Annotated in this window: 8 protein-coding genes; 7 read left to right on the plus strand and 1 reads right to left on the minus strand. The window is 73.6% G+C overall.

All coding sequences use genetic code 11. The features are described from left to right. Positions 1–147: 147 nt before the first annotated feature. Together FRANEAN1_RS03815 and FRANEAN1_RS03820 are read left to right on the plus strand one after the other, a co-directional pair. The gene (locus tag FRANEAN1_RS03815; RefSeq protein ID WP_020458435.1) at positions 148–1,356 is read left to right on the plus strand and encodes a glycosyltransferase; all 1,209 of its coding nucleotides are present in this window, start codon (positions 148–150) and stop codon (positions 1,354–1,356) included. Positions 1,357–1,537: 181 nt separating this feature from the next. Further along, complete coding sequence (locus FRANEAN1_RS03820) at positions 1,538–2,449, plus strand: glycosyltransferase (RefSeq protein WP_041255434.1); 912 nt, start codon at positions 1,538–1,540, stop codon at positions 2,447–2,449. Between the two features lie 77 nt (positions 2,450–2,526). On the opposite strand, the gene FRANEAN1_RS03825 is transcribed toward FRANEAN1_RS03820, so the two are convergent. After that, positions 2,527–4,203 carry a S8 family serine peptidase gene (locus tag FRANEAN1_RS03825; RefSeq protein ID WP_020458437.1) on the minus strand — a complete coding sequence of 559 codons (1,677 nt, stop codon included), beginning with the start codon at positions 4,201–4,203 and terminating at the stop codon, positions 2,527–2,529. Positions 4,204–4,609: 406 nt separating this feature from the next. On the opposite strand from FRANEAN1_RS03825, the gene FRANEAN1_RS03830 reads away from it, so the two are divergent. From FRANEAN1_RS03830 to FRANEAN1_RS03855, 5 genes are all read left to right on the plus strand, one after another. Then, positions 4,610–5,638 (plus strand): SDR family oxidoreductase, encoded by a 1,029-nt coding sequence (locus FRANEAN1_RS03830; RefSeq protein WP_020458438.1) that lies wholly within the window; start codon positions 4,610–4,612, stop codon positions 5,636–5,638. Further along, complete coding sequence (locus FRANEAN1_RS03835) at positions 5,635–6,204, plus strand: dTDP-4-dehydrorhamnose 3,5-epimerase family protein (protein ID WP_020458439.1); 570 nt, start codon at positions 5,635–5,637, stop codon at positions 6,202–6,204. Before FRANEAN1_RS03830 ends, FRANEAN1_RS03835 begins: the two co-directional genes overlap by 4 nt. A gap of 580 nt (positions 6,205–6,784) precedes the next feature. Then, positions 6,785–8,068, plus strand: coding sequence for a class I SAM-dependent methyltransferase (locus FRANEAN1_RS03840; protein WP_020458440.1), 1,284 nt, complete (start codon positions 6,785–6,787; stop codon positions 8,066–8,068). Positions 8,069–8,179: 111 nt separating this feature from the next. Continuing rightward, positions 8,180–11,992: a hypothetical protein gene (locus FRANEAN1_RS43000; protein WP_347176974.1), complete on the plus strand. Its 3,813-nt coding sequence runs from the start codon at positions 8,180–8,182 to the stop codon at positions 11,990–11,992. A 222-nt stretch (positions 11,993–12,214) separates the two neighbouring features. Beyond that, positions 12,215–13,807, plus strand: a complete 1,593-nt coding sequence (locus FRANEAN1_RS03855) for an LPS biosynthesis protein (protein ID WP_020458442.1) — start codon at positions 12,215–12,217, stop codon at positions 13,805–13,807. The last annotated feature ends 5 nt before the right edge of the window (positions 13,808–13,812 follow it).

The following is a 13,812-nucleotide window of genomic DNA, read 5'->3' on the forward strand; positions in this document are numbered from 1 at the left end:
GAGCAGCAGGGACACCTGCGGGCATGCCGGGACAGCGGGTCCGGGCGGGGAGGGACGGGTTGCGCCCGGCCCGCGTCGGTGATCGCCCCGGTAAGGTGCCGGGTAGCCCATTCCGTCACCTGGTAGAGGCACCGCTACGGTTGTCGCATGACAGGAGCTCGTGCATTCGGGAAGGGCACCGCGATCGCGGTTCTCGGCGCGACCGCCGTGTACGGCCATGTTCTGTATCCCGCTTACATCGGGTACCGCAGTCGTGGGCTTGCGCCGTCGGTCCCCGCCGAGCCGGACGTGTGGCCGGGCCTCAGCGTCGTGGTCTCCGCCTACCGCGAGTCGGCGGTCATCGGCACCAAGCTCGACGAGCTGGCCGGTACGGACTACCCCGGCCCGATGGAGATCATCGTCGTCGCCGACGACGCGGAGACGGCCACGGCCGCCCGCCGTCCCGGCGTCCGGGTCCTGTCGTCCGGGGAGCGGCTCGGCAAGGCCCGCGCGGTCAACCGCGGTGTCGCCGCGGCCAGCCACGACGTCGTGGTCCTCACCGACGCCAACGCGGTGCTGGCCCCGCACTCGCTGCGCGCCGCAGCGCGCCACTTCACCGACGAGTCCGTCGGCGCCGTCGCCGGCGAGAAGCAGGTCGACGACCCGGCCGGCGCCCAGGGCTTCTACTGGACGTTCGAGTCCTGGCTCAAGCAGCGCGAGTCCGCGACCGGCGCCACCATCGGCGTGGTCGGCGAGATGCTGGCGTTCCGCCGCAAGGCGTTCCGGCCGCTGCCGAAGGACACCGCGGTGGACGACGCCTGGCTGGCGCTCGACATCCTCGAAAGTGGCCTGCGGGTGGTCTATGAGCCCGAGGCCTACTCGATCGAGACCTCCGCGCCGGACTACGCCGCCGAGTGGGAGCGCCGCACCCGCATCGTCGCCGGCAACCTCGACATGCTCTGGCGGCGCCGCGCCGCGCTCGTGCCCGGCGCGCTGCCGGTCACCTCGCAGCTGTGGGGGCACCGGCTCGTCCGGTCCTCGTTCGGCCCGCTGGCCCACGTCGCGCTGGTGGCGATCAGCGTCCCGGCGGCCCGCAACAGCTGGGGCGCCCGGCTGTTCCTGCTCGGCAACGCCGCCGGTGCGGCCAGCGCCGGCGTCCTGATGCGGGGCGGGACCCCGCCCGGGCCGAGCCGCCTGGTGGCCCAGGTCTTCTTCCTGCAGGCCGTCGCGCTCGGTGGCGTCCGCCGCTTCCTGGCCCGTGACCGGCCGGCGATCTGGCCGAAGCCGGACCGGCAGCCCGTGCCGGCGCAGCCGGCGGCGTCCGAAGCCGACATCGACCCCGCCAGCGCGTCCGGGGCCTCCGTGTCCGTTGTGTGACTGTCGTCCGTCGTGAGCTGACCGTTCCGAGCGGCGAGCTGAGAGGAACAGACCCGTGCCGGACATCGCACCCGACTCGGTTGCCGACCAGGCGACACCTGCCGGCTCCACCCTGGAGAGACCAGCTCCGGACAGCCCAGCTCCGGACGGCCCCGCCGCCGCGCCCGCCAGGGTGCCGTCCGTGCCCGCCGTGCGGCCGGCCGCGGACGGCTGGTCGTTCGAGCTCCAGCTCGTGAGCTTCCACAGCCGTGACCAGCTCGAGCAGATGTTCGCGACGCTGCCGATCGACATGCCCGTCGTCGTCGTCGACAACGCCAGTGGCGTCGACCGGGTGGACGAGCTCCTCGCCGACCGGCCGAACGGCCGCTACATCGATTCCGGTGGCGGCAAGGGCTTCGCGAAGGCGTCCAACATGGGCATCCGCTCGTCCGCGTACGACTACGTGGTGCTGGGCAACCCGGACAGCCGGCCGACCGTCGAGGTCATCAGGACGCTCGTCGCCGACCTTGAGGGCGACCCCGGCCTGGTCGTGAGCGCGGCGACCATGAAGGGGCAGGACGACAAGCCCGAGCTCGGCAACGGCGGCTGGGAGCCGACCCCCCGTCGGGTGCTCATGCACGTCCTGGGAGCCCACAAGATCGCCCCGTCGTCGGCGCTGTTCGCCCGTCCGACGCCGAACCGGCCGATGAGCCCCGAGTGGCTGACCGGGGCCTGCATGGCCGTCCGCCGGCAGTCGTTCCTCGAGCTCGGCGGCTTCGACGAGACGTTCTACGTCTACAACGAGGACATGGCGCTGGGCCGGGCGATCCGCGAGGCGGGGATGCGCCAGCAGCTGCGCACCGACCTGCTCGTCCCGCACGGCGCCGGCGGCTCCGGGGCCGGCAAGACGTGGATGCTGCAGATGCGCGGCGCCTCGATGGTCCGCTACCTGCGCAAGCACAATGCCCCGGCGCGGGTGAACGTGATGCGCTCGATGCTCGTCGCCGGTTACGCGGGCCGCACGGTGCTCTCCCGGGTGCGGGGCCGCAGGGCCACGGCCGACGAGCACGCCGCCTACATCAAGGGCCTGCTGGTCGGTCCCCCGCCCCGCTGACACCAGGGCACTGTCGACACCGACACCGACGCCTGGACGTTCCGAGCGCCGGTGCGGTGTCCGGCACCCGCGCGGGTTCAGTGCGGTGTCCGCCACCCGCGGGTGTCCACGGGAACGCCCCCGCCGGGGGTGCGCGGGCCGCCCGCCGCCGGCCCGGCCGGGTGCGGCGGGACGGGCTGCCCTGTCCGGTCGGGTGGTGCGGCGCGGGTCGGCCCAGCCGCCCAACCGGGCTGCGTGGTCCAACCGGGCGGGGGGCCCGGCGGGACGGGCGCCGTCGCGGGCGGGCCAGCACCCTGCTCCGTGACCAGATGGGCCGTGGCCCGGCCCCGGCGGCCCAGCGTCGCGGCGAACCGGGCGCCGGCCAGCACGTACGCCAGCGCGCCGAGCAGGACGCCCGCCGACGCCGCGAGGCTGAGCCCGGCGACCCAGGTCAGCACGGACGGGTCGTCCCCACCCCCGTCCGGGCCGGCTCCGGCCGCGCCCACGGGGGGAGCCGCGGTCGCGGGCGGCGGCGGTGTCGGCAGGGCCGGGATGGCCCCGTCGGGGGTGGCGCCGCCCCCGGCCCCGCTGCCGCCGTCCGCGCTGCTGCCGGTGCGTGGGATCGGGGCGGTGAGCAGTGGGTTCGCGTCCACGAGGGGGAGCTCGGCGGTCAGCGCGGCCACCGGCTCGACCAGCCCGAAGCCATACTGGCTGTCGCGCCCCACCGGGCCCATGTCGAGCGCGGTGCGGATCAGGCGGTTGATGACGTTGGGTGCGTCCAGGCCGGGCTTCGCGGCGCGGACGAGCGCGGCCACCCCGGCGACGATCGCCGCCGAGTTGCTGGTGCCGCCTCCGGTGTCCAGGCCGTCGGGCGACACCCTGGTCGGCACCGGGGCCCGGATGCCCGGTCCGGGCGCGGCCAGGACGGCCTCCGGCCCCTGGACCGAGCCGCCCCAGAACATCCCGCGGTAGTCCGATCCGGTCACGGCGATCACGCCCGGGATGTTCGCCGGGGAGTTCACCTCGGTGTCGCCCGGCTCGGTGTTGCCGGCCGAGGCCACGACCACCACGTCGTTCGCGAGCGCGTAGCGGACGGCGCTCTCCTCCGCGCCCGTCGCCCGCCCCACCGAGCCGAGGGACATGCTGATCACGCCCGCCCCCCGGTCGACGGCGATCCGCACCGAACGGGCGACCTCCTCGGAGTCGGCCTCCTCGCCGGTGGAGATCGGCAGGATCTTCGCCTCGGGCGCGACCCCCCACACCGCCGGGTCACCGACGTCACCGCGGGCGGCGACCAGCCCGGCCATGGCCGTGCCGTGGCCGTCGGGGTCGTCGTCGCGCAGCCCGTCGAGAGCGGCGTCCGCACCGACCCCGGCGCCGGAGAGGAGCTGCCCGCGCAGCTTCGGATGGGTGGCGTCCACCCCGCCGTCGATGATCGCCACGATGATGCCCCTGCCGCGGCTCACCCGGTGGGCCTCGGCGAGCCGGAGGCTCTCGTGGTACCACTGCGCGTCGGCGGACGAGAACCCGCTGGATGGCAGCCCGCCCGACGGGGAGCGGCCCGGTGCCGAGGCCGTCGGCGCGGGGGTTGTCCGGGGGGCCGGCCTGGCGCTCGCACCCGGGGCCGCCGGCTGGGGCGTCGCGGCGGCCGCCGTGCCGGCCGCGGCGCCGGGTAGCAGCACCGCCGACAGCACCGCGAGCAGCACCCCGCCGGTGACTCCGGCCGACGGGTGCCGCCCGGCCCGGGCCCCGCCGGCGGCGCCTCGGTGACCCATCACTACCTGACCTGCCTTCGGACGCTCCGCGCGGCGCGGACCGGGGGATGCGCATCACGCCACGAACACGCACACACCGTGTCCGGAGGCGAGCTTTCCACATCCTCGGTGTTGTGCGGTCGTTTGTCTGCGAGTCGACAGGCCGTCGGTTCACCAAGACACACGTCGGCTGCATGAAGTGATGTAGGTCATATCCGTATGGGGGAGGGTGGGCAGGGTCGGCGTCCTCGGTGCGGGAATGGCCTGCGGGCCTCCGGTATGCGCAGAGTGTTCGTCGTCAGACGGACAGGAGCACAGTGGGGCGTCACTGGCGGGCACCTCCGGCCCTCTCGGTACCTTCTGTGGTCGGAGCGCAGGGCCGTCGTCGAACCCCGCGTGCCCTCGTCGAGATCGGGAGGACTCTCGGATGAAGGTGCTCGTCACCGGTACGGAGGGCTACCTGGGCTGCCTGCTTGCCCCGGAGCTGCTGCGCGACGGCCACGACGTGGTCGGGGTGGACACCGGTTACTACAAGTACGGCTGGCTCTACCGCGGCACGGACCGTGTCCCGCACACGATCGACAAGGACCTGCGCGACCTCACCGTCGAGGATTTCGAGGGCGTCGACGCGGTCGTGCACATGGCGGAGCTGTCGAACGACCCGCTGGGCGCGCTGGCACCCGACGTGACCTACAAGGTGAACCACCAGGGGTCCGTGCGGCTCGCGAAGCTGGCGAAGCAGGCCGGCGTCCAGCGGTTCGTCTACATGTCGTCGTGCAGCGTCTACGGCGTCGCGACCGGGTCGGACGTCACGGAGACCTCGCCGGTCAACCCGCAGACGCCGTACGCCGAGTGCAAGGTCTACGTCGAGCGGGACGTCGCGCCGCTGGCGGACGACACCTTCTCACCGACGTTCCTGCGCAACGCCACCGCGTACGGCGCCTCGCCGCGGATGCGGTTCGACATCGTGCTGAACAACCTGGCCGGGGTCGCCTGGACCACGAACGAGATCGCGATGACCTCGGACGGCACCCCGTGGCGCCCGCTGGTGCACGGCCTGGACATCGCCAAGGCGATCCGGTGCGTGCTCACCGCGCCGCGCGACGCCGTCCACAACGAGATCTTCAACGTGGGTGACAGCGCGCAGAACTACCAGGTGAAGGAGATCGCGGACGCGGTCGCCACCGTCTTCACCGGCTGCAAGCTGAGCTTCGGCGACAACGGCGGGGACAACCGCAGCTACCGGGTGTCGTTCGACAAGATCGCCTCCCAGCTCCCGGGCTTCTCCTGCGACTGGGACGCGCACAAGGGAGCCGAGCAGCTCCACGAGGTGTTCAGCCGCATCCAGCTCGACACCGAGACGTTCACCGGCCGCGGGCACACCCGGCTCAAGCAGCTGCAGTACCTGATCGGCACCGGCCAGGTCGACGCCGAGCTGTTCTGGACCGCCCGGTGAAGCTCACGCCCACCGCCATCGACGGCGTGACGATCGTCGACGTCGAGGCGTTCTCGGACGACCGCGGCCTGTTCGCGCGCACCTTCTGCCAGGAGGAGTTCGCCGCCGCCGGGCTGGAGGTGGCCGTCGCGCAGTGCAGCGTCGCCTACAACCGCCGTGCCGGGACGATCCGCGGCCTGCACTGGGCCGGCGAGCCGGTGCGCGAGACCAAGCTGGTCCGCTGCACCCGCGGCGCCCTGCTGGACGTCATCGTCGACTCGCGGCCCGGCTCGGCGACCTACCTGGAACACGTGGCCGTGGAGCTGACCGCGGACAACCACCGGGCGTTGTTCATCGCCGCCGGGCTCGCGCACGGCTACCAGACCCTGGTGGACGACACCGAGGCCACGTACCAGATGAACGTCCCGTTCACTCCGGGGCATGACCGTGGTCTCCGTTTCGACGACCCCCGGCTCGGGATCGCCTGGCCGCTGCCCGTCTCGGTGATCTCGGAGAAGGACCGCGGCTGGCCGCTGCTGCCCGCCGGCGTCCCGGGCGACGAGCTCATCCAGCTCGGCCAGACCTGAACGGGGGGATCCGGTTTGCCGGATCCGCGTCCCGGGCCCGTCGGCAACGGCCATGCCCGCTGGGCAGGCCGGTTTCCCGGGGTGGGGATGCCCGGCGTGCTTGCGTCAGGTCAACTCCGTGCGTGTGTGACACTCACGTCACCGTGATGTGCGCCTGTCGGGGTGGCATCCCGGGCACGAGGCGGGAAGCGTGGAGGAGGCGGCGAAAGCGGCCGAATCCAGTACCTGGCGTGTTTGTTCGCAACGCTGAGTAATGTGGGGGTGGTTCGGGACGGCCGGACGGGTACGAGCGGACCACCTGGAAATCGATCTGTTCGCACGCCCGTCATGGTGATCTGGTCGGACGCGGTCGTCGGTGGGTCGGTGGTCCGTGACCGGTCGACCGGAGGCGGCTGACGGCCGTCACGCCGACATCGTCATCATCTCGATTGAGGCCAAATCAGATCAGATCCGATCCGGCCGCAGCCCGAACTGTTGTCAGCCGAAGTACAGCCAGCTGAAGTGCCGCCAGCTGAAGTGCAGCCAGCCGAACCGCCGCTCACCGGTCACCGCGCGCCGGTCACCTCGAACAGGGGAACGCATGTCATCCGGAACCTCAGCAGAAGGAAGCCCGGCCGCGGGAGGCGTCGCCGCCCCGGTCACCGCCTGCCGATCGTGTGACGGGCCCGCCCCGCGTGTCTTCCTGTCGCTGGGTGACACCCCTGTCGCGAACCGGCTCGTGAAGGCGGACGCCCTCGACGCCGTGGACCCGGCCTTCCCGCTGGAGGTCGGCTTCTGCGAGCAGTGCGCGCTCGTCCAGCTGACTCACGTGCTCCCCGCCGACGAGATCTTCGACGCCGACTACCCGTACTTCTCGTCGTTCTCCGACATGCTCGTCCGGCACTCCGAGAAGCACGTGATCGACCTGATCGCGAGCCGCGACCTCGGCCCGGAGAGCCTGGTCGTCGAGGTCGCCAGCAACGACGGGTACCTGCTCAAGGCGTTCGTCGAGCGCGGCATACCGGTGCTGGGCATCGAGCCGACCCCCGGCCCGGCCGCCGCCGCGCGCAAGGCGGGCGTGCCCACCCGCGAGGAGTTCTTCGGGGCCGACCTCGCCCGCACGCTCGTCGCCGAGGGCCTGCGGGCGGACGTCATCATCGCCAACAACGTGATGGCGCACGTCCCCGACCTCAACAGCTTCGTCGAGGGCTTCTCGATCCTGCTCGCCGACGACGGGATCGTCGACGTCGAGAACCCCGGGGTCGGCGCGCTGCTGGCGCACAACGAGTTCGACACCGTCTACCACGAGCACTTCTGCTACTTCTCCACGATCGCGGTGGACGCCCTCATGCGCCGCCACGACCTGCAGCTCGTCGGCGTCGAGGAGTTCGCGGACCTGCACGGCGGGACGCTGCGCTGGCGGATGCAGCACCAGGGCGCCGCCGAGCCGACCGGGTCGGTGAAGGCCGTCCTGGACGCGGAGCGCACCGCCGGCCTCGGGACGTTCGAGCGCTACGGCAGCTTCGGTGACGACGTCCGCGTGCTGCAGGGCGAGCTGACCGAGCTGCTGCGCTCGCTGAAGGCCGAGGGGAAGTCCATCGCGGCCTACGGCGCGGCGGCCAAGGGCGCCACCCTGCTGAACTCGACCGGCATCGACCACACGCTGATCGACTTCGTCGTCGACCGGAACGTGCACAAGCAGGGCAAGTACATCCCGGGCGCGCGGATCCCGATCCTCGACCCGGCCGTGCTGCTTGAGCGCCAGCCCGACTACCTGCTGCTGCTCGCGTGGAACGTGAAGAAGGAGATCATGGCCCAGCAGGAGGAGTACGCCTCTCGGGGCGGCCGCTTCGTCGTGCCCGTGCCCCGTCCGGTCGTGCTCTAGGAGAGCCCAACCCAACGAAGCGATGACATCAGCGTCGGCAGCCCTCCGGCTGCGCCCAGCACCCCGCGGCCCGGACGTCCTCGACGTCCCGGGCGGGACGGGGTGTCGGGCGTGACCGATCTCGGTATGGAGCCGAGGGCGGCCGGCGCGGACGACGCGGACCTCCCGCCCGAGCCGCCCGCCGGCGACGCCGACACCACGCAGTACGTGCCGCGCGCCCCGCGTCAGCCGCGCACCGGGCCGACCGGCCGGAACGACGAGCCCCAGCCCCGGCCTGGCGCGACCGATCCCCGGCAGCAGGGGGTCCACGTCGGCACTCCGCTGCCGCGGATCGTCCTGCCGGGCACGCCCGATCCGCGGGGCGCCGCCGATCCCCGCGGTGGTGCTGACCAGTGGGGTGGTGCTGACGGGCGGGCTGGAACTGATCCGCGCGGGGGGCCGGAGCAGCACCGGCCGGCTCCCGAGCCGTTCGTGGTGGAGAGCCGATCCGGCTACCGGGACGGGCGCACCCCACTCCCCGGGCGCACTCCACCAGCCGGGCGTACTCCGCCCCCGGGCTACCGGCCGGAGGCGGGTCACACTCCGCCCCCGGGGCGCACGCCAGCCCCGGGGCGCTCCGAGCCGTACGGGCGTACCCCATCCTCTGGCGCGACACCGTGGCCAGGCCATGCCGCGCCACCCGCGCACACCCCGCCGCCGGGACGCACCCCGCCGCCGGGCGGCGCCGCGCCGTTCGAGCGGGCTCCGGCCCCGGGGAACACCCCACCGGCCGGGCAGGAGCCTCCCGGTCACACACCGGCAGGGCACGTGCCTCCCGGGCGCACGCCGTCCGGGCGCACGCCGCCGCCCGGCTACACCCCCCGTCCGGGCGGTACGCCCCTGCCGGGCGTCCGGCCGCCGGACGGGACGCCGCCGAGCCAGGGCGCGGCGCGCGCGCTGACGCCGCCGCCGGGCTGGACCCCCATGCCCCGGCACTCCGCTGGCAACACGCCCGCCCCCGGCGGCACCCCAACCGACCCTGCTGCCCGGCACGACCAGCCGGGACAGGGCGAGCGGGGCGCCGCGCAACGGGCGGGCGGGGCGCCCCCGTCCGGCGGATGGGTTCCGCCCGAGACCACCGTCCGCATGGGCACCACCGGGCCGCAGGCACCGCCTCCGCCGGGAGGCGTGGCCCGTCAGCCCACGCCGAGGCCCGCTCCGCCGAGCGGCTTCACGGTGGGCACGCCACTGCCGGGGCGCCCGGCCGGCACCCCGCCGCCCGGCGCCGGGCCGGCGCAGACTCCACCACCGCAGATGTCACCACCGCGGACCTCGCCACCCGTCCCGTCGCCCGGCCTGCCGCCGGCGGGCCGGCGGGGCGATGACTTCATGCGGGTCGACGTCGCCGGCACGGGTGCCACCGCACCCCCGCCGGCGACCCAGCTCCCGTCCACACCGCCCGCAGCCCCCCAGGCCCCGGCCGCCCACCCGCCTGCCGGGCAGTCGCCGGCGGACCAGCGCCAGGCCCCGCCGCCGCCCGCCGCACCGCGTTCCGTGGGAGTCCCCCCCGAGGGGCGCCCTGCTGGCGCGGCCGGCGCGGGGGACACGCGGCGATCGGGGCGCGGATGGTCGGCGACGGGGCGCCGGGAGCCGCGCCCACCGGGCCGGGGCGGCGGCGCGGCCGGATCGGACCAGACCGCGCTGACCAGCCGGGCCGGCGACGGCCGTGGCCGGCAGGGCCGTGGCGGGCGCCGCGGGCGGCAGGGCGCGGCCCGCAACCCCGACATCCACTTCATCAACGCGTTCACCGACACCATCGACCTGTCGTCGCTGCGGCGCCGGCTGGAGATGGAGGACGGTGCCGCCGCCGTCGACCAGACGGACTACATCCCGCGTCTCTACGGCCGTAACCGGCCGGAGTCCGACGCCGCGAGCACGCAGGTCATGCGGCGCTCGGGGCCCGGAACGGGGCCGGGGCAGGCCGGTGGCCGGTGGGCCGGCCCGGCCGGCTCCGGGAGCGCGGCCGAAGCGGCCGCGGGCGAGGGCGACCCGGCGGACGGAACCGTCCGGCCCGGCCGGGCGCGCCACGCACGCGGCGGAGGTTCCGGCACCGGGGCGCTGGAGGTGGCCGAGCAGCGTCCAGGCACCGGGCCGGCCGCCGCCGAGGAGGCCGTCGTAGGCGGCGGGTCGACGAAGGCGAAGGCGATCTGGACCCTCGCCGACCAGGGCGTCTCCAGCGCCACCAACGCCGCCGTCTCGCTCCTGATCGCCCGGCAGGTGAGCTCGTCCGAGTACGGCTCGTTCGCGATCGCCTACATCATCTTCTCGGTGATCATCGGGATCTCCCGGGCGGGTGGCTGCCTGCCGCTGGGGATCTCGTACTCGGGCAAGTCGGTGTCCGCGTTCAGGTACGCGGCCGCGTCCGCCACCGGAGCGTGCCTGGTCTTCGGTGGATTGCTGGGGATCGTGCTCGTCGGCGTGGGGGCCGTCGCCGGTGGGTCGGTCGGCTCCGCCCTCGTCGTGGTGGGCTTCGTCCTGCCCGGCCTGCTGCTCCAGGACGCCTGGCGCTACGTGTTCTTCGCGATGGGCAAACCCCTCGGCGCGTTCCTGAACGATGTCGCCTGGGCCCTGGTGCAGGTGGTCGGGCTGACGGTGCTCATCGAGCGGGGCGTGACGGCGTCGCCGCCGATGCTGCTCGCCTGGGGCATCTCCGCGCTGGTCGCGGCGCTGCTGGGGGTCGCGCAGGCCGGTCTGTGGCCGGCGCCGTCGCGGGCGTTGACCTGGGTCCGGGAGAACCGGGCCAACGCGGCCAACCTCGCGGCCGAGTTCGTCACCGTCCAGGGCGCGCTGCAGGCGTCGATGCTGCTGATCGGGCTGCTCAGCTCCAAGGAGACGATCGGGGCGCTGAACGGCGTGCGGACGCTGCTCGGCCCGACCACCGTCATCGGTGTGGGCATCGTCAGCTTCGCGGTGCCGGAGCTCTCCCGCCGCATCGACATGTCCGTGCGGGCGCGCGAGCGCGCGGCGGTGCTGCTCACGGTGATCGTGGTCGGCGTCGGCGGCCTGTGGAGCCTGCTGTTCATCGCATTCCCGGCCATCGGGGAAACGCTGCTCGGTGACACCTGGCCCGGGGCGCACCACATCCTCGTGTACTCCGCGTTCCACTACGCGGGGACGGCGCTGCCGACCGGGCCGGCCTGCATCATGTACGCGCTCGGCCGAACCAAGATCACGTTTCGGATCAACCTGTCCATGGCGCCGATGCTCTTCGCCTTCCCGATTCTCGGCCTGCTGCTCGCGGACGCCACGGGCGCGGTCATCGGGTACAACCTCGTGTTCTGGGGCATCGCCCCGGTCTGGTGGATCCTGCTGCGTCGGATCGTCCGCGAACACGCACGCGGACGACCGGACGCCCGCGACGCGGCCGAGATGTCCGTCCAGGTCGGGGCGCCCGAACAGGCCGAGACGTTCGAGGAGATCGCGACGTCCGACCGGGCCGAGAGGTTCGATCACACCGGGACGTCCGACCGGGCCGGCCTGCCGGCCGGGAACGTGCGGGTCGTCGAGCCCTCCGGACGGGAGGGCCCCGGCCGGGAACGGGCCCAGGTGTCGAGGCTGCCCGCGCTCGCGCCGCCACCACCATCCGGTCGTCCGAGCCGCGGCGAGGCGGTACATGCCAGGCCGGCACACGGCGGCGAGGCGCACGGAACCTCCGTGCGCGGCGGCGCGGGTGCTGGGGGCGCGGGCTCCGGTGGGGCGGCGCAGGAGGACGTCGAGCGGACCACGGTTCTGCAGGGCCCGCCCCCGCGCGGAAGCTCGGTTGATGTGTCGCCGCAGGCCGGCGAGCGGGACCGCCGTGACCCTGAGCCGCTGGACCTGCTCGAACCGGAACAGCGCGGCGGTGCCGACGGACCGCGAGGCGGCGGGCGAAACCCTGGCCGCTAGCCTGCGCTCACGCTATGAGTCGCTTACTTTGCGCTATCGGCTATGCTCACAAATCGGTTCCGTCAGATCTTGGCCGTGGTCCGATGACCGGGCCGGACGCTCCTGTGGGGGGCCCAAATTGACTCCGCTTCACCTGCCGCCCAAAGGGCTTGCGTCAGCGTTCGCCCAGCTGCGGCTGACCGGCACCTCGCCACGCGCCTGGCGCCCTGAGGCGGGCGCCGCATGAGCCGCTCCTCTCAGCAGGGCACGGAGTCCGGCCGGGCCCCATCAGCCCCGTCGCTGATCCGCATCCTGAAGCCGCGGTGGATGGTGATCGCCATCTCGGTGGTCATCCTGGCCGCGCTGGCGATGATCATATCCAAGCAGCAGGCGGCGACGTTCCAGGCGAGTTCGCGCATCTTCCTGGACACCTCGGACCAGACCCTTGGCGCGAACTCGGTCGACGCGGGCCGCTTCGTGCAGACCCAGGCCCAGCTCGCGACCTCGACAGCGACTCTGGACGAGATCGCTGCCAAGCTGAAGATCACCCGGGCTGACGTCGCGGACCGCCTGACGACGACCCCGTCGGACGAGGGGTACTTCTTCACGATCACCGGTACCGGCACCAGCGAGCAGGCCGCGATCGACTTCGTCAACGCCGCGACGGCCGCCTACACCTCCCAGCTCGGGAAGTCCGGCGCCGGTGACGAGACGTTGGTCGACACGCTCACCAGGATCCGGAACGAGAAGGCAACCCAGCTCCAGGGCCTCGACCAGCAGGCCCAGACCCAGGAAGGCGGGGCATCGGACCCCGGGCTGACGAACCAGCGTCTCGTGCTCCAGGACGAGGTGAAGGCGCTCAACACCCGGATCACCGAGGCTGGTGTGAACGTCGCCGCGGCGCCCACCACGATCCGGCTCGCCGAACCGTCGCGGTCGGAGGGTCAGGTCGCGCCGAGCCTGTTCCGTAACGTCCTCGTCGCCGCGTTGCTCGGTCTGTTCGGCTCCGCGGCCGGGCTCTGGATCATGTACCAGCGGCGCCCGACCATCCTCGACCCGCACAACTCGGCGGACCTGATGGGCGTGCCGCTCATCGCGGACCTGCCGGCGAGCCGGACGAGCGCGAACGCGGCGGAGACACTGGTATCGGCCATGTCGGCGGTGATGTCACCCACCAGCAAGGTGGTGGCCTTCACCCCGGCGTCCCGGACGGACCTCAGTTCCGAGCTGGTCGCCGCCGTCGCCGCCGCCTGGTCGGACGACCAGGGCGTGGTGCTGATCCTCGACACCTCGGCGCAGTCGGAGGTCCGCGCGTCGCTGGAGGGGCTGCCCCGGCCCACCTCGGCCGAGCTGCCCCGCTGGGCGCACGAGCCGACCTGCCTGGCCCGCTCCTCGGGGACGGGCCGCGGCCACATCCTCTACAACCGGGTCTCGCCGGCCCGGGCCGCCCGCCCGGGGGGCCTCGCGCCCATCCTGGCCGACCGCGCGCCTGTGGTGGACCTCGTCATCCTCGTCACCGCCGCGCTCGCGGACCTGCCGATGACCGCCGCCTCGGCGATCCAGGCGGACGCCGTCGTCGTCATCACCTCACCCGACACCAACCTCAAGGAGCTCGAGCAGGTGCCGCGCGACTGGCCGGCCCTGGCCGAGCGGGTCGTGGGTGTCGTGCACGACGGCCGCACCGCGGTGCGCCGCAACGCGGGTGGCGGGCGCGGCTCGTCGCAGGCCGCGGTCGAGTCGATCACCTCCGCCTCACCGGTGGGCGGCGAGGCGGCCAGCCGCGCCCCCCGTGACACCGAGGCAACGGACCGCTACGCGCGTCCCGCGAAGCGCTGAGTCAG

The sequence above is a fragment of the Parafrankia sp. EAN1pec genome (assembly GCF_000018005.1).
GTDB classification, from domain to species: Bacteria; Actinomycetota; Actinomycetes; order Frankiales; family Frankiaceae; genus Parafrankia; species Parafrankia soli.